This is a genomic window from Rhizobium sp. SVR5-9E, from assembly GCF_056755095.1.
On record NZ_JBNDHS010000114.1, the window covers coordinates 1 to 17,156 of the forward strand.

Consider the following 17,156-nt stretch of genomic DNA (forward strand, 5'->3'; position numbering starts at 1 on the left):
TCCATGGAGAGCGCGCTCTTGGTGTTGGTTGTGCCGCTTGTCGTTGCGCTGTTGCTGGCGAGTGATACGGTCTTCTTGCCAAAAACGCTCATCAGGGGTGTCAAGCCCATGTCGTACGAAGCGTTTACGCTGACATTGTAGCCCTTGCCGGTAGCCGTCGTGGTCGTTGTCACGGTTACGTTGGTTTTGTTCCTGAGGGACGCAGCGTCACTGCCACTTAGGTAGTTGGCCATTTGGCCGACAACAAAATCCTTGGCTAGCGCCTCGGCGGCCGTACTGTCGGCGACCTTGCCATCCGCAAGGGCGGTCGCGGCGGCGAGTGCTGCTGCATCGGACGCTTCCTGAAGCTGGCGCTGCTGCAAGATCATATTGGAAAAATCGATGGCGAGCCCAGCCGTGCCGATCAGAACCGGGATGACGATAGCAGTCACCATTCCGAAATTTCCGGAACGATCACGCAGTATGTGGCGACCGCTGGCGAGAAGCGAAGATAAGGCAGACATCATGTCACCCGAAAGCAAGAGGAACATTGTGTCTCAACGCTTACAGGATGGTTGTTACCGAGGGTTTTAAAACAGTCGCTAAAATTAGAGGGAACGGACGATTTCGATACATGATCTATTGCTTTTGCGGGATGGCCTTCTTGCGAAACACATCTTCGGTGGTTTGGTGCATTAACACCTATGGTGGATTCATGCAGGCGATCACTGGATCGGAATGACGTCGACCGCCTGCACGGAGCGATGATTGCCGGAGCTCTTCAACACGCCGATGACGGGGGCGACGTCGGAATAATCGCGGCCGTAGGCGACGACGATGTGGTCAGTGCCAGCGGGCATGTCGTTTGTCGGGTCCAGTTCGATCCAGCCCAGCGTCGCGCCGCACCAGACGCGAACCCAGGCGTGCATTGCGTCGGCGCCTTCGAGCCGCTCCTTGCCGGGCGGCGGGATGGTTCGCAGGAAACCGGAGACATAGCCCGCCGGGATGCCGAGGCTGCGGAGCGCCACGATCATCACATGGGTGAAATCCTGGCAGACCCCGCGTTTAAGTTCGAAAGCCTCGAGCGGCGTGGAATCCACCGTCGTTGCTTCCGGGTCGTAGGTGAAATCTTTGTTGATACGGGTGCATAATGCATTGGCGATCTGGAGAACGGTGAGGCCGGGCAGAGCGCAGCTTCTGGCGTAGTCGGAGATGGCGCGGGTTTCGACGAGGCGCGGGCTGTTGCCAAGGAAGTGGTGTGGCGACTCGGGTTGGAGCGACCAAACGTCGGCGATTTCTTGCGGCAGGTCGGCAAGAGCCGGCGAGAAATCGGCGGCGATGGAATGGCTGTCGACCTGGACGCGTGCCTGCATACGGATGTCCAGACTATCGTGCGGCAACCGCAGCCGGAAGGAGGTTGCAGGATGGCGGAAGAAGTCGGTGAAGTGCGATTGCTCGTCCGGCGTGGGGGAAATGGTGATCGAGCCTGCAACCAGGCGCTGGCGGTCAGGCAGCGAAAGCGGCATCAGCCGCATAATATGACGCGCTCCCGAGGCGGGCGTGTCGTAGGTGTATCCCATGTGCAGGGTTAGATCGTAGAGCACCGCGGTCACCCTAGGTAGGTCTGGGCAAGAAGGTCGGATAGCTGCTTCAGCTCACGTTCCATCTTTTTGTAGATCTCGCTCGTCATCGCCTCCGGCGTCATGACGGCAAGGCCGGAATGCAGGCGCATGGTTTCGCGGTAAAATGCCGACATCTGCCCGTTGACGAAGGCGTTCGGCAGTTGCTCGGCCTCGCGGTGGATTTCGTTCATCTGAAAGAGAACTGAACGCGGGTTGAGCGGATCGAGCGCCAGAAGGTCGGTGACTGTCAGGCGGGCCGTATTGACGTTGTACCGGCGCCGGTGGGTCATGACGCTGTCGCCGATTTCGAGCAGCATGTCCAGCGCGCCATCCGGGGCATCGGGTCCCGACATGTAGCCGAGAAGGCGCGTCATGTGCAGGCCGCGTTCGATGTAGCGTCCAAGCGAAAGAAAACGCCAGCCGGTGAAGCGATACATGTTTTCGTGCACGAGACCGGCGAAGCCCGCAAGCTTGCGCAACAGGATGGTCATGGCATGGCTGGCGTCGTCGCCGGCTGTGACGGTGGCGTGAAAGCGGCGCGCGGTCTTGGCAAGATCGTTGAGCGCCAGCCAGCCGTCAGGCGAGAAGCGATCGCGTATGTTGCTGGCGGAATAGACGGCGCTCTCGATGTTGCGCAGCAGCGTTTCCGGCACGGGCTCATCCGTGTCGATGTCGACGCCGACGAGGTATTTCGAAACGTCGGCCAGCAGCGGCTGGCTCGGATCAGCGGCCTCGGCGTAGCGGGCATGCCAGGCGCGAAGGATGCGAAGCGCGCCTTCAGCACGCTCGATATAACGGCCGAGCCAGAAGAGATTGTCGGCCGCCCGGCTTGGCAGGCTGCCCGGCATATTGCGGGTGAAGCTTCCTTCCGCGGGCAGCAAGGTATGGCGCTCGACCGGTTTGTCGCTGACAATCCAGACGTCCGCCGCCGCCCCGCCCGCCTGCATTGCGATCGCGGCTACGTCATCGCCGGAGCCAATGCGGGCGAAGCCGCCCGGCATGATCTGCCAGCCACGGGCGGTACGGGCGGCGAAGACGCGCAGCGACATCGGCCGCGGCGTCAGCTTGCCGTCGACCCAGGCCGGTGTGGTGGAAAGCGTGACGACTTCCTGGCCGACGAGTTTCGGGCCATCGGAATTCAGCCAGTCGGTAATCGAATCCTTTGCCGCCGAGCGGAGTGAGGAGCCCAGAACGGACTCACCGCGATCATCGAAGAAGGGGGCGCGCGAATAGGCGGGTCCGATCACCATCTTCTCGATATTTCTTGCGACGTGTTCGCGTTCTTCTTTCTGGCCGCACCACCACGTGGCGATCGATGGCAGCTTCAGCTTCTCTCCAAATAACCGGTGGCAGATCGTCGGCATGAAGGCGAGCAGGGCGCGGGTCTCGAGGATTCCGGTCCCGAGCGCGTTGACGATCGTCACCGATTCTGCGCGAAGCGCCTCGACCAGGCCTGGAGTGCCGATGCGCGAATTCTGGTCGAGTTCCAGCGGATCGGCATAGGCGGAATCGAGGCGGCGCCAGAGCACGCCGATCGGCTTCAGGCCGGCGACCGTACGCACCATGACGCGGCCATTGACCACCGCGAGATCCTCGCCTTCGAGCAGCATGAAGCCGAGATATCGGGCGATATAGGCGTGTTCATAGTAGGTCTCGTTTGCCGGGCCGGGGGTCAGAACGCCGATGCGATCATCACCGGAGTGCTTCATGGTCTGCAACGCGTCGCGGAAGCCGCCGAAGAACGAGGCGAGACGGTGAACAGGGGTCTCGGCATAGATGTCAGAGAAGGCGCGCGTCGTGGCAACCCGGTTTTCGAGCGCGAAGCCTGCGCCTGAGGGCGCCTGCGTGCGATCGGCGAGAACCCACCAGTCTCCATCCGGTCCGCGGCCGATCTCGAAGGCACAGAAATGCAGGTAATGACCGGAGGCCGGCTTTATGCCTGCGAGCGGGCGCTGGAATTCCGGATTGGAGGCGATCAGGCCGGGCGGCAGGTATCCCTCTTCCACCAGTTTGTTGTCGCTATAGATATCGGCGATAATCGCTTCAAGCAGATCGGCGCGCTGCACGAGGCCGGCGGAAAGTGCCTGCCATTCACGCTCGTCGATCAAGACCGGAATGTGCGACAGCGGCCAGGAGCGCTCGCCGGTGCCCTTGCTGCCATAAGCGCGGTAGAACACACCGGCATCGCGGAGATAGCGGTCGGCCCGGGCGAAGCGCTCGGTCAGCTCATTTGGCGGAATTTCCCCGAAGCTTGCAAGGAAGCGCTGCCAGACGGGACGAATGGCGCCGTTGTTATCGACCATCTCATCGGCAGCGCTAGGGAGCGGCGCATAGCCGAAGACTGCCTCGTTGCCGGCACGATCGCGAATCTCGCTCTTGCGTTTTTCCGTTGCCGGTTTCTTGCCCATTCACTCTAGCTCTTCAAATGCCCGCCGAGGGAATAGTGTGCAATGCAGCGATGGAAAGCAAGGCGAAACGGCTAACGCAGCGAAGCCATTACGACACTCTTGCGAAAGCCACCGCGGCTTTGAGACCGTCGCCAGCTGAACCCGGCAAAAGCGTGAGCTTTGCATTGAAAAGGTTGGCTATTTCTTCAACGATCGGCAGGCCGAGACCGGCGCCGGGCGTGCCCGACTCGTTGCCGCGCGAGAAGCGGCGGCGCACCGCTTCAAGCTTCTCCGGTGCGATTCCGGGACCATTGTCTTCGACCTCGAGGCGCACGGTCTCGCTATCCTGCGCAATTCGCACGGTAACCTCAGCGCCTTTGCCGGCATAGGCGATGGCGTTGCCCGCAAGATTGCGCAATAGCTCACCGATCAGGAGGGGCTCGGCGCGGATTATTGCTGGTCCATCGCCCTCAAAGCCCAGGTCGATACCAGCCTCGGCGGCTGCGGGGATCAGCTCGCCCGTGATCTCCTGGGCAATTGCGGTAACATCCATCGTAGAGGCGGCCAGGGCCTCCTTGGCCGTTGCCGCATCGATCTTTGCCATCAACAGAAGCTGCGCGAGGATGCGCTCGGCATGCGCAACGGCCTGGTCGCCCTTTAACGCCGAATCTTGCGCTTCAGCCAGCGTTCCCGCACGGGAGGAGAGCGCAAGCTGGGTTCGGATGATTGCAAGCGGCGTGCGCAACTGGTGGCTCGCATTGCCGGTGAAATTCCGCAGCGCTTCAAGGGCCGATTGCAGGCGCACCATGAAGCTGTTCACCGTATCAACCAGCGGCTGAACTTCGCTCGGCACCGCTTGCTCGATGGGATGCAGGTCATCCGGGCTGCGCTCGCCGATCGCGTCCCGCAGCTTGTAGAGCGGGCGGAGCGCCACCGTGACCGAGATCCAGACGATCACAGCCGCTCCGGCAATCATGAAGCCTAGACGAAGCGCCGAGCGAAAGAGAATCGCCTGCGCCAGATGACGGCGAGCAAGTGTCGTTTCCGCTACGGTGACGGCAAAGGGAACCGAGCGGATGCCGGTCGAGGCGGAGCGCTGCAGCGTCGCGACACGGATCGGCTCGCCCTGGAACTTATCGTCGGCGAAGACAGCGCCTTCGCCTTTGGTCTCCTTGATAACCGGAAGCAACTGATAGCCGGTGATGAATTTTCCAGGCGGACCGTCGACACGGTAGAACACCCGGTCCTGAGCGGCGGATGTCAGCATTTCCAGCGCGACATAGGGAATATCCACCTCAAGCGAGCCGTCTTCGGCCACGACCACGCGTTCGGCAATGGCAAGTGCCGAACCGGCGAGGACACGGTCGGAAACGATGTTGGAGGTACCAACCGCCTCCCGATATGTGTCGGCAAGGGCCAGCATGCCGATGATGGCCGTGGAGATGAGCAGCCAGAAGAGCAGCCGGCGCCTGAGCGAATAGGCGGCTTTCATGAAACCTCGGATAGCTTGTCGAGGTAGTAGCCGATGCCGCGCGCGGTTTTTACGGTCAGTCCATGCGGCGCAAGGCGCTTGCGGAGCCGGCTGACATATTGCTCGATCGCATTGGCGGAAATGTCGTCGTCGAAGGCGGTCAGCGACTGTATGATCGCCTCCTTGGCAACGACCTTGCCGGCACGCATGAAGAGGATTTCGAGCAATCCGAGTTCGCGGGCGGGTATGTCAAGCTGTGTGCCGCCAACGGAGAAGGTGCGGGACTTGAGGTCGAATGAAACGCAGCCGTACATCACCGTCGCCGAATGCAAACCGGCCTGGCGTCGGAGCAGCACGCGGACACGTGCCTCGAATTCGCCGATGTCGAAGGGCTTGATGAGGTAATCGTCAGCGCCGAGATCGAGCCCCTTGACCCGCTCCTCCGGCGCTCCCCGTGCGGTCAGAATCAAGACTGCAGCCTGGTTCTGGCGTGCGCGCATGTTGCGCAACACTTCCAGCCCGTCCATTTCCGGCAGGTTGAGGTCAAGGATCACGAGATCGAAATGTTCGGCCGCAATGACCGCATTAGCGGATGCGCCGTCATGGACGACATCCACGGCATGTCCCGTACCGCGCAAGATCGCAGACAGGCCATCGGCCAGGGCGATATTGTCTTCGGTGAGGAGAATGCGCACGGACGGATTCCTGATTATCCAGCAGAGATTAACCCCCGTGGAGGGCGATGTCATCAGCAGCAAGACCCGACGGGTGAAATCATCAGCGCATCAGAGGATTCATATTTGACAATGTTGCTGCAGACGCAAACGACCCGGCCGCATCCGTCGTGCTTGCCCGGCGAGGCGCTGTGATGCATTCTCCCGGCATGAGGAGCCTTCTTGTTCTGCTACTTCTGCTCTGTCCCGGTTTGGCGGCGGCAGACCAGACCTTTTACGCTGCGAAATCCGGCAAGGCCGATGCGCGGGTGCTGACAGTCTATTCGTCGCTCGACGAACCGCTGGCCCAGCCGATGATCCACGGCTTTCAACAGGCCAATCCTGACATAGCTGTACGCTATGAAGACATGCTCACCGGCGAGATCTATGACAGGATCGTGCGGGAGACGGATGCCGGAAAGAAGACGGCGGATTTCGCCTTTTCCTCGGCGATGGACCTGCAGGTGAAGCTTTCCAACGATGGATATGCGCAGGTCAGTAATTTGCCGATGAGCGGGCTGTGGCCGAAATGGGCAAACTGGCGGAACACGGCTTATGCGCTGACCTTCGAGCCGGCGGTCTTCGTCTATCACAAGCCGAGCTTCGCGCATGAGCCGGTGCCAAGTTCGCGGGCGGAATTCGTCGACTATCTGAAGAGCAAAGGCAATGCGGTCTATGGGCGGATAGGCACCTACGACATCGAGCGCTCTGGCGTCGGTTTTCTCTTCATGGCCCGCGATCAGGAGCAGTTCGGGGATATCTGGTCGGTCATCAGGGCGATGGGAGCCGCAGGCGTCAAGCTTTATTCGACGAGTTCGGCAATCCTGGAACGGGTCGCCGATGGCCGCTTCGTGCTTGGTTACAACATCCTCGGCTCGTATGCCGCGGACTGGGCATCTCGCGACCCCAACGTCGGCATCGTGCTGCCGAAAGATTATACCGTCGTGATGTCGAGGATCGGGCTGGTACCGCAGGCGGCGGCTGAACCAGAGCTCGGGCGACTATATCTCTCCTTCTTCATGTCCAAGGAGGGGCAGACGATCATGGCCCGCGAACTGCAGATTCCCGCCGTCAGTCCTGAGGTCGCCGGCGAGAATACGGCGAACACGCTGCAGGAGCTTCTCGGGTCACAGCTCCGGCCCGTTCCGGTCAGTCCGGGCCTGATGGTCTATCTCGACCAGGTCAAGCGCGCGCGGCTCATCGCGCATTGGAACGAGGTGCTGCGGACCCAATAGGCACCGCAGGCTGCACAATTGCGGCAAAAAAGTGCCCGTCGCGGTGGATATGCCGTCGATGTCAGCTAAATGACAGCTTGTTGTGGTGCGTTTTCGGCACTTCTTCTCCGTGGAGGCGGAGAGTTGAAGTTTCGGGAGGAGTTTCCGTCGCTATTGCGGACAAGCATGTCCTTCGCAGGCAACGCTTCCCGATTCCGTTGAAGACATTACGCGGCACTCACCGCGATCATGGAGGACACATCGTGAAGCATACTTTCCTTGCCACGCTTTTCGCAGCCGCCATCGCGCTGCCGGCCTATTCGGCCGACTACACCATAATGGCGCCGGCCGCTCCTGGCGGCGGCTGGGACCAGACGGCCCGTTCGCTGCAGACAGTCCTGCAGCAGGAAGGCATTTCCGGCAATGTTCAGGTTCAGAACATTCCAGGCGCCGGCGGCACCATCGGGCTTGCTCAGTTCACCAGCCAGAACAGCGGCAATCCGAATGCACTGATCGTCGGCGGCTACGTCATGGTCGGCGCAATCCTGACCAACAAGTCGCCCATCACACTGAAGGACGTCACGCCGATCGCACGCCTGACCGGCGAGTATGAGGCAATCGTCGTTCCGGCAGCGTCGGACATCAAGACGCTGGGCGATCTCGTCGCCAAGCTGAAGGCGGAACCGGGTGCGGTGTCCTGGGGCGGCGGTTCGGCAGGCGGCACCGACCATATCGCTGTTGGCCTGATCGCCAAGGCGGCCGGCGTCGATCCGACGAAGATCAACTACGTCGCCTTCTCGGGCGGTGGCGAAGCGCTTGCGGCCATCCTTGGCGGCCAGGTGACGGCGGGCATTTCCGGCTACGGCGAATTCGAATCGCAGATCAAGGCCGGCCAGTTGCGCCTGCTCGCCGTATCGAGCGACAAGCGTATCGAAGGGATCGATGCGCCGACGCTGAAGGAAGCCGGGGTCGACGTCTCCGTGGAAAACTGGCGCATGGTTGCGGCTGCCCCCGGCCTCTCGGCTGATCAGACAGCTGCTATCACCGCCGATTTCGACAAGCTTTCCAAGTCGCCAGCCTGGCAGGAGGTCCTTAAGACCAAGGGCTGGCAGGACAGCTATCTCTCCGGCGACGCCTTCAAGGCGCAGCTTGAGAAGGACGTTGCGGCCACCGAAGGCATTCTCAAAGACATCGGACTGGTTCAATGAGCGTGGGTAAGTCCACTGTGGTCACGAAGCGCCGCCCCGACTGGGCGGCGCTGGTCATCGCCCTCTGTCTTTTATTGGTGGCCGGGGTCATCCTTTGGGACGTCTCGCATATGAGGACGATCGCCCAATATGCGCGCATGGGGCCGGCAACCGCTCCAACGGTCGTAGCACTCGGGCTGATCGGACTCGCAATCTGGACGGCGCTCGAGGCCTGGCGGGGCGACTTTCCCGAGCGCGAGAAGCAGGAACTGCCGCCGGTCGTGTGGATTGTCGCGGGTCTTGCCTGTCAGATGATCTTCTTGCGGATCGCCGGCTTCTCGATCGCGACCGGCCTTCTCTTCGCCCTGACGGCGCGTGGCTTCGGCAAGCGGCAGCTCTGGGTTTCGATCCCCGTCGGCATCGTCATTAGCTTCATCGTCTGGACGATCTTCTCGCAGCTGCTGAAACTGACGCTGCCTGCAGGTCCGCTCGAACATCTGTTCTTCTAGGTGCATTCATCATGAGCACTTTCGAATTCCTGTTCCAGGGTATCCTGGTCGCCATGCAGCCGATGAATCTGCTTTACGCATTGATCGGCGTTACGCTCGGCACCGCCGTTGGCGTCCTGCCGGGCATTGGTCCGGCATTGACGGTGGCGCTTCTGCTGCCGGTTACCTACAAGCTCGATCCGGGCGGATCGCTTATCATGTTCGCCGGCATCTACTACGGCGGCATGTATGGCGGGTCGACGACGTCCATTCTGTTGAATACGCCGGGCGAAAGCGCCTCGATCGTCACCGCCCTCGAAGGCAACAAGATGGCCCGCGCGGGCAGGGGCGGTCCGGCGCTCGCGACCGCCGCCATTGGCTCCTTCGTGGCCGGTCTTATTGCCACGCTTGGGCTTGCCTTCATCGCGCCCTATATCGTCAAGCTCGCGCTGGTTTTCGGTCCGCGTGAATATTTCGCGCTGATGGTTCTCGCCTTCGTCACCGTTTCCTCGGCTTTCGGAGATTCGGCGCTGAGGGGCCTCACCTCGCTCTTCGTCGGCTTTACGCTCGCGATGATCGGCATCGATCTGCAGACTGGCCAGGCTCGCCTCACCTTCGGCATTCCCGATCTGCTCGACGGCGTCGAGGTGACGACGCTCGCCGTTGCGATGTTCGCGATCGGGGAGGCGCTTTATATTGCCGCGCAGGGCAACCACGGCGAAGACACGGTTGAGGCCGTCAAGGGTTCGTTGTGGATGAGTGCGCAGGATTGGGCACGCTCCTGGAAGGCCTGGCTGCGAGGCACACTGATCGGCTTTCCGATCGGCGCCATGCCGGCCGGGGGCGCGGAAATCGGCACCTTCCTTTCCTATGCCGCCGAAAAGCGCCTGACCAAGCATCCCGAAGAGTTCGGCAACGGCGCCATTGAAGGCGTGGCGGGTCCGGAAGCCGCTAACAACGCCTCGGCGGCAGGGACGCTGGTTCCGCTTCTGACCCTTGGTCTGCCGACGACTGCCACAGCCGCAATCATGCTTGCCGGCTTCCAGCAATATGGCCTGCAGCCCGGCCCACTTCTGTTTGCCAATAATCCGCAAATTGTCTGGGGCCTGATCGCCAGCCTTTTGATTGCCAACGCGATGCTGCTGGTGCTGAACCTGCCGCTGATCGGGCTTTGGGTCCGCCTGCTGACCATTCCGAAGCCGTGGCTCTATGCCGGCATCCTGCTGTTTGCGACGCTCGGCACGATCGGCGCTAACCCCTCGGTCTTCGAACTTGGAATGCTGCTCGCCTTCGGCGTGCTCGGTTACATCATGCGGGTGTTCGGCTATCCGATCGCGCCGGCGATCGTCGGATTGATCCTCGGGCCGCTTGCGGAACAGCAGCTGCGCCGCGCGCTGGCCATCAGCCAAGGCGATGTGACGGCGCTTGTCATGTCGCCGATTGCCGCCGGCTTGTTGATCCTTGCGGCTGCCGCATTCCTTGTCCCGCTGATCCTGCGGTTGCGCGGCAGGGGTGAGGTTCTCTCGCAGCTTGCGGCAAGCGAAGACTAGGAAGCAACCCGACGACTCTGTCTTGCGGCCGGCCCCGAAACACGGACCGGCCGCTTGTTTTTGCATGGCTGGCCTGAATTTCCACGACTTGTGGAAAATGTTGCGGTGCACCATATACGGCGTGTCAACAACGAAGCTAAAGCGAGAAAGACAAATGTCCTCCTACCGTAAGTCCGTTCGTGAAGGTTTCTTCGGCCGCGCGTTCGCAGTCATTGGCGCAGCAACTGCTGTAAGCGCCGCATGTGAATCTGGCCGCCGTCCGAAGGCTCAGGACCTCAACGTCCTTGGTATCGATCCGAAGATCTTCGGCCATATCGGCCGCTAACAGCTCGGATCCAATCACACATGAAACAGCCCGCAACCGGTTGGTCGCGGGCTTTATTTTTGCTTGGACGGGCCGCCGCAGCGCACGAAACGCTGCGGGTTTGTGCGTCTCAGGCCTCCACCCGCTTCCTGGCCGGAACATGTGCTTCCGCCTCTGCATGGTCGTCGGGGCCATGGCGCTTGTTATGGCGGATCGAAGACCAGAGCGATATGCCGATCAGGGCTGCGCCGCCGAGACCGGTGATGACCTCTGGAATGTGGAAGAGGGTCTGGACGTACATGATGATCGCAAGGATCAAGATCGCGTAGAACGCGCCGTGTTCCAGGTATCGGTAGTGCGTCAGCGTTCCCTTTTCGACGAGCATGATCGTCATCGAGCGCACGTACATGGCACCGATGCCGAGACCAATGGCGATGATGAAGAGGTTCTGCGTCAGAGCGAAGGCGCCGATGACACCATCGAATGAGAAGCTTGCATCCAGCACCTCCAGATAGATGAACGCTCCGAGACCACCGCGCGCTGCCTCGGTCATCGCCTTCTGTGAAGCATCCAGCAGTCCGCCGATCACCTCGACCGCAAGGAATGTCAGAAGACCGTACATCGCGCTATAGACAAAGGTCGTCGCCTGATCGCCTTCGAGCAGTGAGGCGAAGACGATGATCAGCAGGAGAACGAAGGCGATTTCGATTCCCTTGATCGTCGCGCCGCGGGACATCAGCTTTTCAAGCGAGGCAATCCAATGGACGTCCTTCTCGTGATTGAAGAAGTACGAAAGGCCGACCATCAGGAGAAAAGTTCCGCCGAAGGCTGCGATCGGCAGATGGGCCTCGTGCATGATGCGCGCATATTCACCCGGTTGCCGCGCTGCAAGGATGAGCGCATCGATCGGGCCGATTTTCGCAGCAATCGCGACGATTGCCAGCGGGAAGATGATGCGCATGCCGAAGACGGCAATGACGATACCCCAGGTCAGGAACCGATGCTGCCAGACCGGCGTCATCTCCTTGAGCTTATTGGCGTTGACGATGGCGTTGTCGAATGAGAGGGAAATCTCCAGCACGGCCAGCACCGTGCAGATGAAGAAGACGCTCGCCATGCCGCCGATCGTGCCAGTGGACTGCCAGCCTAATAAAGCGCCCAGCGCAAGCCCGAGAGCCGTTACGATGAAGGCCCAGCGAAAATAGCCGAGCATGGATTTGTTGCGGATGGACTGTTTCATGGCCGCACCTCTTTGGTGCGGGCGTCGATCTTGAATGAGAGTGTGGTTGAGAAGTGCCGCACATCGCAAGGGACATGCGCGCAAGGCATTGTGAGCTTTTTCATGGAATGAAAATCCCGCCGGCTGTCTGCAGGCGGTACCGACATCACGAGAGCGCCGTAAAAACTCTCGCCAGAGGGGCCCGGCACCAGTGTTTATCCGAAGCCGATGCATTTGCATGGGGGGCAACCTTGCGCATCGTTTTGGCCGCGGATAAGCCTCTAGGTAGTGAGCTTTCAGGCTCAGTCAAGACGCAGTGAAGCGCGCGGAGATTTTATGGGGAACCTTATGGTCGTTCACCCGTTAGGGCTACGTTCAGGAAAAATCTGCGGCGCAAAAAAGCGATCCCGGCGCAACCAGCGGAGGCGGCAATGCATACGTCAACTCACTCTCCCGACAAACGCACCGAAGCGGCAGACCGCATGAAGCGTGCAAAGCCAAACCGCATGCAGAGGGTGCAGGTGCTACCGCCGCATCACGTGGACCTGACACTGCCACAAACGCCGATGGACGATATCCATGTCCCGGCGCATTGCTCCGGCGCCGACCTCTCGAAGGGCGGTCCTGACGTTGGTGCGGCAGGCAAGCGGCGCCGCTAGATCCAAGGCGGCGGAACAGTTTTTTCTTCTCTAGAACAATGAAAACGGTGAGGTTTTTATGACTGTGAATCTTGTGCCCGAGCACATCTATATGAAACACGAAAGCGAATGGCTGGCTCTCAAGGACGCTTTGGAGAACCGCATCGATCTTAAGAAGCCAGAGACGCAATCCTGGAATATTGCTTCTGACCGCAAGAAAACCTCCAGGCAGAACAACTCCGACGTACAGCCCGTCTGATCTCATCGCCAACATAAGAAACCGCCCGGCACAAATAGGGCGGTTCCTTATAAATCTGCGTCTTCCTTCGGTGGCAGTTGCTCTTGCTTTCCATGCTCTAGCCGCCGCTCAATTATCCCCAGGGCGAACAGGACGCTAACTGCCGCTGCCGTCGCGAAGAACGCGATGGGCCAGTAGCCGAAGCCCATGGCAAGGCCGATCGCGCCGGCGAGCCACATGCCCGCGCCGGTCGTTAGGCCTTTCACTCTGCCTCTGGAAAAAACGATCATTCCAGCGGCCAGGAAGGCGACGCCGGCCGTAACTGCTTCGATGACGCGCAGCGGATCGATGCGAACCTGCTGGTCATTCGCGAAGCCCGGTATGTTGACCGATTCAATGGCAATGATCCCGAAAAGAGCTGCTGCGAGGCTCACCAGAATATGCGTCCGCAAGCCCGCCGGGTGATCGCGCGCTTCACGCTCGAAGCCGATGATGCCGCCGAGAATGATGGCGCCGATGAGCCGCGCGAAGATCACAGGGTACTGGATACGGGACGGAGGAAACATGTCCGCGAAGACCAGTTCCATGGAGGGAGTGCCTTCTTGTGAATAAATTCTTCGCTGGCTAACGTGTTGTGCCGCTATTTGTTCATCGACGTCTCAAAAACGAGAATGCTGGCGCCAAGGCGGGCGGCTCGTGAGCGACGGATGCGCTTCAACGTTGCGTCTGCGTGCCAACCTTTCGGAAAGGATTGGGAGGCGATAATCCGGCCCTCACGGGATTCGGAACAGATGGCTAAGACAGCGACCCGCGGCCGGCGCCGCAAATCATCGGCAAGATCAAGACGCGGCGGCCAGGGCGGTCCCTTGGCCTGGCTCTTCGTCGGTGCCGTTGCCGTGGGCGGCATTGCGCTTTACGACAACTGGAAGAGCGTGCGGCCTATGCTTGCCTCCCGCGTGCCAGATGCGTCGGTGATCACTGCTGCAATCAGGCCGGACGTGCCGAAAGCTACTGTCGGCAACAATGCGCCGCGGCAACAGACTGCTTCGCAGTCGCAGCGCGTCCTGCCGCCTGCCGCCGTTCCGGTTCCTGCTGCTCAACCCGTGAAGCTGGCCTCTGCTGCTGCATCACCGGCATTCTCGGAAAATGCCAGCGGAGCTTTCGGTTATTGCGGGCAGGGACAGCACGTCAATTGTGTCGGAGACGGCGGTACCTTCTGGTACAAGGGCGAGAAGATCCTGATTGCGGATGTGGTGGTGCCGGACGTCGGCGCTGCTCGTTGCGCCGATGAGAGGCGGGCAGGCTTTGCCGCAAAATCGAGGCTGTTGAAGCTTCTGAATGCCGGCCCCTTCGTCATGAACGCGGCAGGCAAGGCTGGCGGGGCCGGTGCGCCGCGCGTCATTTCGCGCAACGGCCTTTCGTTTGGCTCCCAGCTGATGGCCGAGGGGCTTGCCCGCAAACCAGCCGCCAACCCAGGCGGGTGGTGCGCCTGATATAGCGCCTTGAAGGCCCTTATTTCTGCTTGGGGGCTTTGCCGCTGGTGCTGAAACTGCCCGTAAAGGTCGTGTCCTTGCTTTCCGCGGTGCATTCGATCGCGACCGGCTTGCCGCTATAGGGATTGCCGAAGGTGCAGGTGCCTGCCACCTTCACCTGCCCAGTCATCTTCTCGCCGACACCCGTCGTCACCAGATTGAGGGGAATGCGGGCATTGCCGTTGGAGGCTGCCTTGATCGCGGTGCCATCGCCTTGAAAGCCGAGCATCTTGCCGCCTGAGGTAAAGATGAAGGTTACCTGACCGTTCGGCAGTCCGACGCTCGCGAGTTCGCCCTTGCAGCCCTTCGACGCATCGACCTTGCCGACGACGAGCTTCGCGCACTTACCTCCAAGCGTCGTCACGCCGGCGCTTGGAAAGTTTTGGGACCCGGCGCTGGCGCCGGAGGCGAAAGCTACGGCGGAAAGGGCCGTAACTGCAATCACTGTCAGTCTCATCTTTTCAGGAATCCCGTCATGCTGGCTTGTCGAATCGGATTCGCATCATTCTGTGTCCGAAATTTGCCGGTGCAAAGAAAACGGGCCGCTGCAGGGATAGCGGCCCGTTCTTGGAAGCGGGACCGTCAATGACGGTCGCCCTCTTAATCTCTCGGCCCGCTCGAACTGGATGAACGGATCTCGCCTGTCAAACGTTCGTCAGTGACGGCGGCTCGCATCCTCGACGGACCAGCCAAACCGCCAAGCCTCGTAGCGGGCATACCAAGCCTCAAACTCGGCAGCATCCCGGATCGGCATCAATTCCGGCCGCGACATCGGATTGTCGCTCAGTCGGCGACCAAGGCGCCGATCGCGTATTCCGCACTCCTGCATGTCGAGCAGTTCTTCGATTTCCATCGCGTCTCCCCAACCGCTGACCTAGCCGACCCCTAGGCAAACATTTCTTGCTGCTAATGTCCAGCGGTTAGTCGCCGTTTCTGCGATTCACAAGATTAGCTCGAAGGGAGCACAGGCCGATTCAAGCTCCTTCCTGCAGGTTATAACCCCCGGCCAAGCTCCCCAAATATGTTGTAAAAATATCGTTAAAATGGCCTGTAACAAGTTTTTGTTCATCTCCCGTTCAGAAAACATTTTGGGAAACCGGTCAGATGGTTCAATCTGCTCCTTGTAAATAAGGAGATACTGAATGATTCGATTGACCGCGGTGCTGACGCTGTTCTCAGTCTATGCATTCACGATGTTTTTCATCGTAGCCATTCCTGAGGCGCCGGAGCTGCAGACCGCAGCAACTTTATCGGTAGACGCCACGCTTACCAAATAAAGTACTTGATGGTGTTTTAACCTCGTGTGAGCCGTGCCGGCGGCGCTGATTTGCGCAACAAGACGCGACTGCTCGGTGCCCAAGACCAATTGGGCCGATCTCCGTAAATGAACGTCATTCTCGCAACGCGACGCTTTCCCCACGGACCTCGGATTGGACGTTTGCGGAACGCCGTTCGGATAATTCCTAAAAGGGTTGTGTAAGGAAGGCTTTATACGATTGGATAACGTGGCTGATGCGAATGCATCTCTTTATTTGAAGCTGCAAAAATGGTCTTCTACAGATGCCTGCAAAGGCAATCGCACCGTGTGACCTGATCTGGTGCAGGGGCTTGCTCACTCCCAAGGCGAGTCCCGTCAAGCCAGACGATGCCGCGCCGGATTTTGTGCACGTGGTCGATGATATCCCTTTTACGATCAGAGGTATTCCCGATGGCAACCCAGAGGTTCATTGTTCAAAACAACCTTAATATCTACCGGACGGTGCTCGATGTGGTCACCGGCAAGGCGACCGTGGTCGGTGGAATGGTTATGGACATGCTTTCCGACGAGGAGGCGCGCGAACTGGCCGGATGGCTGAACTGGGAGCATCAACAGAAGTCTTCTCGTCTGGAGCTAGGTGTTTCTTCCTGAGCTCTGGTTTCACCTAGCAGGATGCTGTGTTCAGCGCCAATTAGGTTTGGCGGATATAAAGCGAACGATGGACGAGCTCCCGAAGGAACCAGAACAGGTACAACCTGGAGAGGATGAGCGTCGACGAGGCGGCGCCGCCCTGCCGAGCTGCGGCGAGACGGCGCCCGATCCCATTAGTGAGTGCAGGCAGAGCTTGATTTGATTGCAGATTCTGCAAGAGCCCTGCTCGAGTGAGCCTTGCCGACCTGCATCATCATCTTCCCGTCTGGTTTCACCTCGGTGACCATGCAGTTCCTGCTTTTGGCCGGGTGACCAACGTAGAAGCTATTCGCCGCGAAAGCCGACGAGGCGATAAGTGCCGCGAAAGCGGCTAGCGATATTGCTTTCATCATTTGCCATTCTCCTCTCATACGTCCGCAGCACTGGCTGCTATGAGTCATGGCCTGCGACAGGGCATCGTAGTGCTGTCCTTTCGGAACAGCGCCGGTTCTGGACCTGGCGGGGAAGGATATCGGGGACTACACTCCGCTTGGTCCGCTGCTTCAACAGACGGAGTTTCAAAAATGTTCCCGTGGCAAACGGTCGCAATCTAGAAGCCGGGTCCCCATCACCTCTATTCCGGTGCCAGCCCATCCGTGGTCAATGGCCGCCGATCATATCGAGAGCGTGACTACAGCTTGCTCGCACTGCCCGCGCTCCATCATC

The 17,156-nt window shown here is 60.1% G+C and carries 19 protein-coding genes; 10 read left to right on the forward strand and 9 right to left on the reverse strand.

Going from position 1 to position 17,156, the window contains the following annotated elements; all coding sequences use genetic code 11:
* The 5 genes from ACPYOJ_RS30145 to ACPYOJ_RS30165 all read right to left on the reverse strand — a co-directional run.
* Positions 1 to 434: pilus assembly protein TadG-related protein (locus ACPYOJ_RS30145; protein WP_481419532.1), on the reverse strand; the 434-nt coding region annotated here is incomplete at its 3' end.
* A 270-nt stretch (positions 435 to 704) separates the two neighbouring features.
* The gene (locus ACPYOJ_RS30150; RefSeq protein WP_481419533.1) at positions 705 to 1,592 is read right to left on the reverse strand and encodes a transglutaminase family protein; all 888 of its coding nucleotides are present in this window, start codon (positions 1,590 to 1,592) and stop codon (positions 705 to 707) included.
* Entirely contained in the window at positions 1,589 to 4,009 is a 2,421-nt protein-coding gene (locus ACPYOJ_RS30155; RefSeq protein WP_481419534.1) for a circularly permuted type 2 ATP-grasp protein, read from the reverse strand. Before ACPYOJ_RS30155 ends, ACPYOJ_RS30150 begins: the two co-directional genes overlap by 4 nt.
* An 88-nt stretch (positions 4,010 to 4,097) precedes the next feature.
* Positions 4,098 to 5,480, reverse strand: coding sequence for a sensor histidine kinase (locus ACPYOJ_RS30160; RefSeq protein WP_481419535.1), 1,383 nt, complete (start codon positions 5,478 to 5,480; stop codon positions 4,098 to 4,100).
* A complete protein-coding gene (locus tag ACPYOJ_RS30165; RefSeq protein WP_481419536.1) occupies positions 5,477 to 6,154 on the reverse strand; it encodes a response regulator in 678 nt (225 codons plus the stop codon). The genes ACPYOJ_RS30160 and ACPYOJ_RS30165 overlap by 4 nt, the downstream gene beginning before the upstream one ends.
* 206 nt (positions 6,155 to 6,360) lie before the next feature.
* On the opposite strand from ACPYOJ_RS30165, the gene ACPYOJ_RS30170 reads away from it, so the two are divergent.
* The 5 genes from ACPYOJ_RS30170 to ACPYOJ_RS30190 all read left to right on the forward strand — a co-directional run bounded on the left by ACPYOJ_RS30170 (position 6,361) and on the right by ACPYOJ_RS30190 (position 10,936).
* Positions 6,361 to 7,407 (forward strand): ABC transporter substrate-binding protein, encoded by a 1,047-nt coding sequence (locus ACPYOJ_RS30170; protein ID WP_481419545.1) that lies wholly within the window; start codon positions 6,361 to 6,363, stop codon positions 7,405 to 7,407.
* Positions 7,408 to 7,649: 242 nt separating this feature from the next.
* Positions 7,650 to 8,594, forward strand: coding sequence for a Bug family tripartite tricarboxylate transporter substrate binding protein (locus ACPYOJ_RS30175; protein WP_168831454.1), 945 nt, complete (start codon positions 7,650 to 7,652; stop codon positions 8,592 to 8,594).
* Positions 8,591 to 9,082 carry a tripartite tricarboxylate transporter TctB family protein gene (locus ACPYOJ_RS30180; RefSeq protein WP_481419537.1) on the forward strand — a complete coding sequence of 164 codons (492 nt, stop codon included), beginning with the start codon at positions 8,591 to 8,593 and terminating at the stop codon, positions 9,080 to 9,082. The genes ACPYOJ_RS30175 and ACPYOJ_RS30180 overlap by 4 nt, the downstream gene beginning before the upstream one ends.
* Before the next feature lie 11 nt (positions 9,083 to 9,093).
* Positions 9,094 to 10,611 (forward strand): tripartite tricarboxylate transporter permease, encoded by a 1,518-nt coding sequence (locus tag ACPYOJ_RS30185; protein ID WP_168831456.1) that lies wholly within the window; start codon positions 9,094 to 9,096, stop codon positions 10,609 to 10,611.
* Between the two features lie 154 nt (positions 10,612 to 10,765).
* Complete coding sequence (locus ACPYOJ_RS30190; protein ID WP_168831457.1) at positions 10,766 to 10,936, forward strand: hypothetical protein; 171 nt, start codon at positions 10,766 to 10,768, stop codon at positions 10,934 to 10,936.
* 109 nt (positions 10,937 to 11,045) lie between these two features.
* On the opposite strand, the gene ACPYOJ_RS30195 is transcribed toward ACPYOJ_RS30190, so the two are convergent.
* The gene (locus ACPYOJ_RS30195) at positions 11,046 to 12,155 is read right to left on the reverse strand and encodes a DUF475 domain-containing protein (RefSeq protein WP_481419538.1); all 1,110 of its coding nucleotides are present in this window, start codon (positions 12,153 to 12,155) and stop codon (positions 11,046 to 11,048) included.
* Between the two features lie 410 nt (positions 12,156 to 12,565).
* On the opposite strand from ACPYOJ_RS30195, the gene ACPYOJ_RS30200 reads away from it, so the two are divergent.
* Both ACPYOJ_RS30200 and ACPYOJ_RS30205 read left to right on the forward strand, forming a co-directional pair.
* Positions 12,566 to 12,793 (forward strand): hypothetical protein, encoded by a 228-nt coding sequence (locus ACPYOJ_RS30200; protein WP_168831459.1) that lies wholly within the window; start codon positions 12,566 to 12,568, stop codon positions 12,791 to 12,793.
* A gap of 58 nt (positions 12,794 to 12,851) precedes the next feature.
* Entirely contained in the window at positions 12,852 to 13,031 is a 180-nt protein-coding gene (locus ACPYOJ_RS30205; protein ID WP_481419539.1) for a hypothetical protein, read from the forward strand.
* Between the two features lie 47 nt (positions 13,032 to 13,078).
* On the opposite strand, the gene ACPYOJ_RS30210 is transcribed toward ACPYOJ_RS30205, so the two are convergent.
* Positions 13,079 to 13,597, reverse strand: a complete 519-nt coding sequence (locus tag ACPYOJ_RS30210) for an MgtC/SapB family protein (protein ID WP_481419540.1) — start codon at positions 13,595 to 13,597, stop codon at positions 13,079 to 13,081.
* A 204-nt stretch (positions 13,598 to 13,801) separates the two neighbouring features.
* Here ACPYOJ_RS30210 and ACPYOJ_RS30215 point away from each other — a divergent pair, with 204 nt between their 5' ends.
* Positions 13,802 to 14,503: a hypothetical protein gene (locus ACPYOJ_RS30215; protein WP_481419541.1), complete on the forward strand. Its 702-nt coding sequence runs from the start codon at positions 13,802 to 13,804 to the stop codon at positions 14,501 to 14,503.
* Positions 14,504 to 14,522: 19 nt separating this feature from the next.
* Here the strand turns inward: ACPYOJ_RS30215 and ACPYOJ_RS30220 are convergent, their stop codons facing one another.
* Together ACPYOJ_RS30220 and ACPYOJ_RS30225 are read right to left on the reverse strand one after the other, a co-directional pair.
* Complete coding sequence (locus tag ACPYOJ_RS30220; RefSeq protein WP_481419542.1) at positions 14,523 to 14,999, reverse strand: hypothetical protein; 477 nt, start codon at positions 14,997 to 14,999, stop codon at positions 14,523 to 14,525.
* 198 nt (positions 15,000 to 15,197) lie between these two features.
* Complete coding sequence (locus tag ACPYOJ_RS30225) at positions 15,198 to 15,395, reverse strand: CrpP-related protein (RefSeq protein ID WP_168831463.1); 198 nt, start codon at positions 15,393 to 15,395, stop codon at positions 15,198 to 15,200.
* 289 nt (positions 15,396 to 15,684) lie between these two features.
* On the opposite strand from ACPYOJ_RS30225, the gene ACPYOJ_RS30230 reads away from it, so the two are divergent.
* Together ACPYOJ_RS30230 and ACPYOJ_RS30235 are read left to right on the forward strand one after the other, a co-directional pair.
* Positions 15,685 to 15,819, forward strand: a complete 135-nt coding sequence (locus ACPYOJ_RS30230; protein WP_481419543.1) for a hypothetical protein — start codon at positions 15,685 to 15,687, stop codon at positions 15,817 to 15,819.
* 431 nt (positions 15,820 to 16,250) lie between these two features.
* Entirely contained in the window at positions 16,251 to 16,451 is a 201-nt protein-coding gene (locus tag ACPYOJ_RS30235) for a hypothetical protein (RefSeq protein WP_481419544.1), read from the forward strand.
* Positions 16,452 to 17,156: the final 705 nt, after the last annotated feature.

Coding starts and splice junctions, on each gene's coding strand:
- ACPYOJ_RS30235 (WP_481419544.1), top strand. CDS start 16,251: ATGGCAACCCAGAGGTTCATTGTTCAAAACAACCTTAATATCTACCGG.
- ACPYOJ_RS30190 (WP_168831457.1), top strand. CDS start 10,766: ATGTCCTCCTACCGTAAGTCCGTTCGTGAAGGTTTCTTCGGCCGCGCG.
- ACPYOJ_RS30180 (WP_481419537.1), top strand. CDS start 8,591: ATGAGCGTGGGTAAGTCCACTGTGGTCACGAAGCGCCGCCCCGACTGG.
- ACPYOJ_RS30220 (WP_481419542.1), bottom strand. CDS start 14,999: ATGAGACTGACAGTGATTGCAGTTACGGCCCTTTCCGCCGTAGCTTTC.
- ACPYOJ_RS30160 (WP_481419535.1), bottom strand. CDS start 5,480: ATGAAAGCCGCCTATTCGCTCAGGCGCCGGCTGCTCTTCTGGCTGCTC.
- ACPYOJ_RS30195 (WP_481419538.1), bottom strand. CDS start 12,155: ATGAAACAGTCCATCCGCAACAAATCCATGCTCGGCTATTTTCGCTGG.
- ACPYOJ_RS30230 (WP_481419543.1), top strand. CDS start 15,685: ATGATTCGATTGACCGCGGTGCTGACGCTGTTCTCAGTCTATGCATTC.
- ACPYOJ_RS30155 (WP_481419534.1), bottom strand. CDS start 4,009: ATGGGCAAGAAACCGGCAACGGAAAAACGCAAGAGCGAGATTCGCGAT.
- ACPYOJ_RS30200 (WP_168831459.1), top strand. CDS start 12,566: ATGCATACGTCAACTCACTCTCCCGACAAACGCACCGAAGCGGCAGAC.
- ACPYOJ_RS30215 (WP_481419541.1), top strand. CDS start 13,802: ATGGCTAAGACAGCGACCCGCGGCCGGCGCCGCAAATCATCGGCAAGA.
- ACPYOJ_RS30185 (WP_168831456.1), top strand. CDS start 9,094: ATGAGCACTTTCGAATTCCTGTTCCAGGGTATCCTGGTCGCCATGCAG.
- ACPYOJ_RS30210 (WP_481419540.1), bottom strand. CDS start 13,597: ATGGAACTGGTCTTCGCGGACATGTTTCCTCCGTCCCGTATCCAGTAC.
- ACPYOJ_RS30205 (WP_481419539.1), top strand. CDS start 12,852: ATGACTGTGAATCTTGTGCCCGAGCACATCTATATGAAACACGAAAGC.
- ACPYOJ_RS30225 (WP_168831463.1), bottom strand. CDS start 15,395: ATGGAAATCGAAGAACTGCTCGACATGCAGGAGTGCGGAATACGCGAT.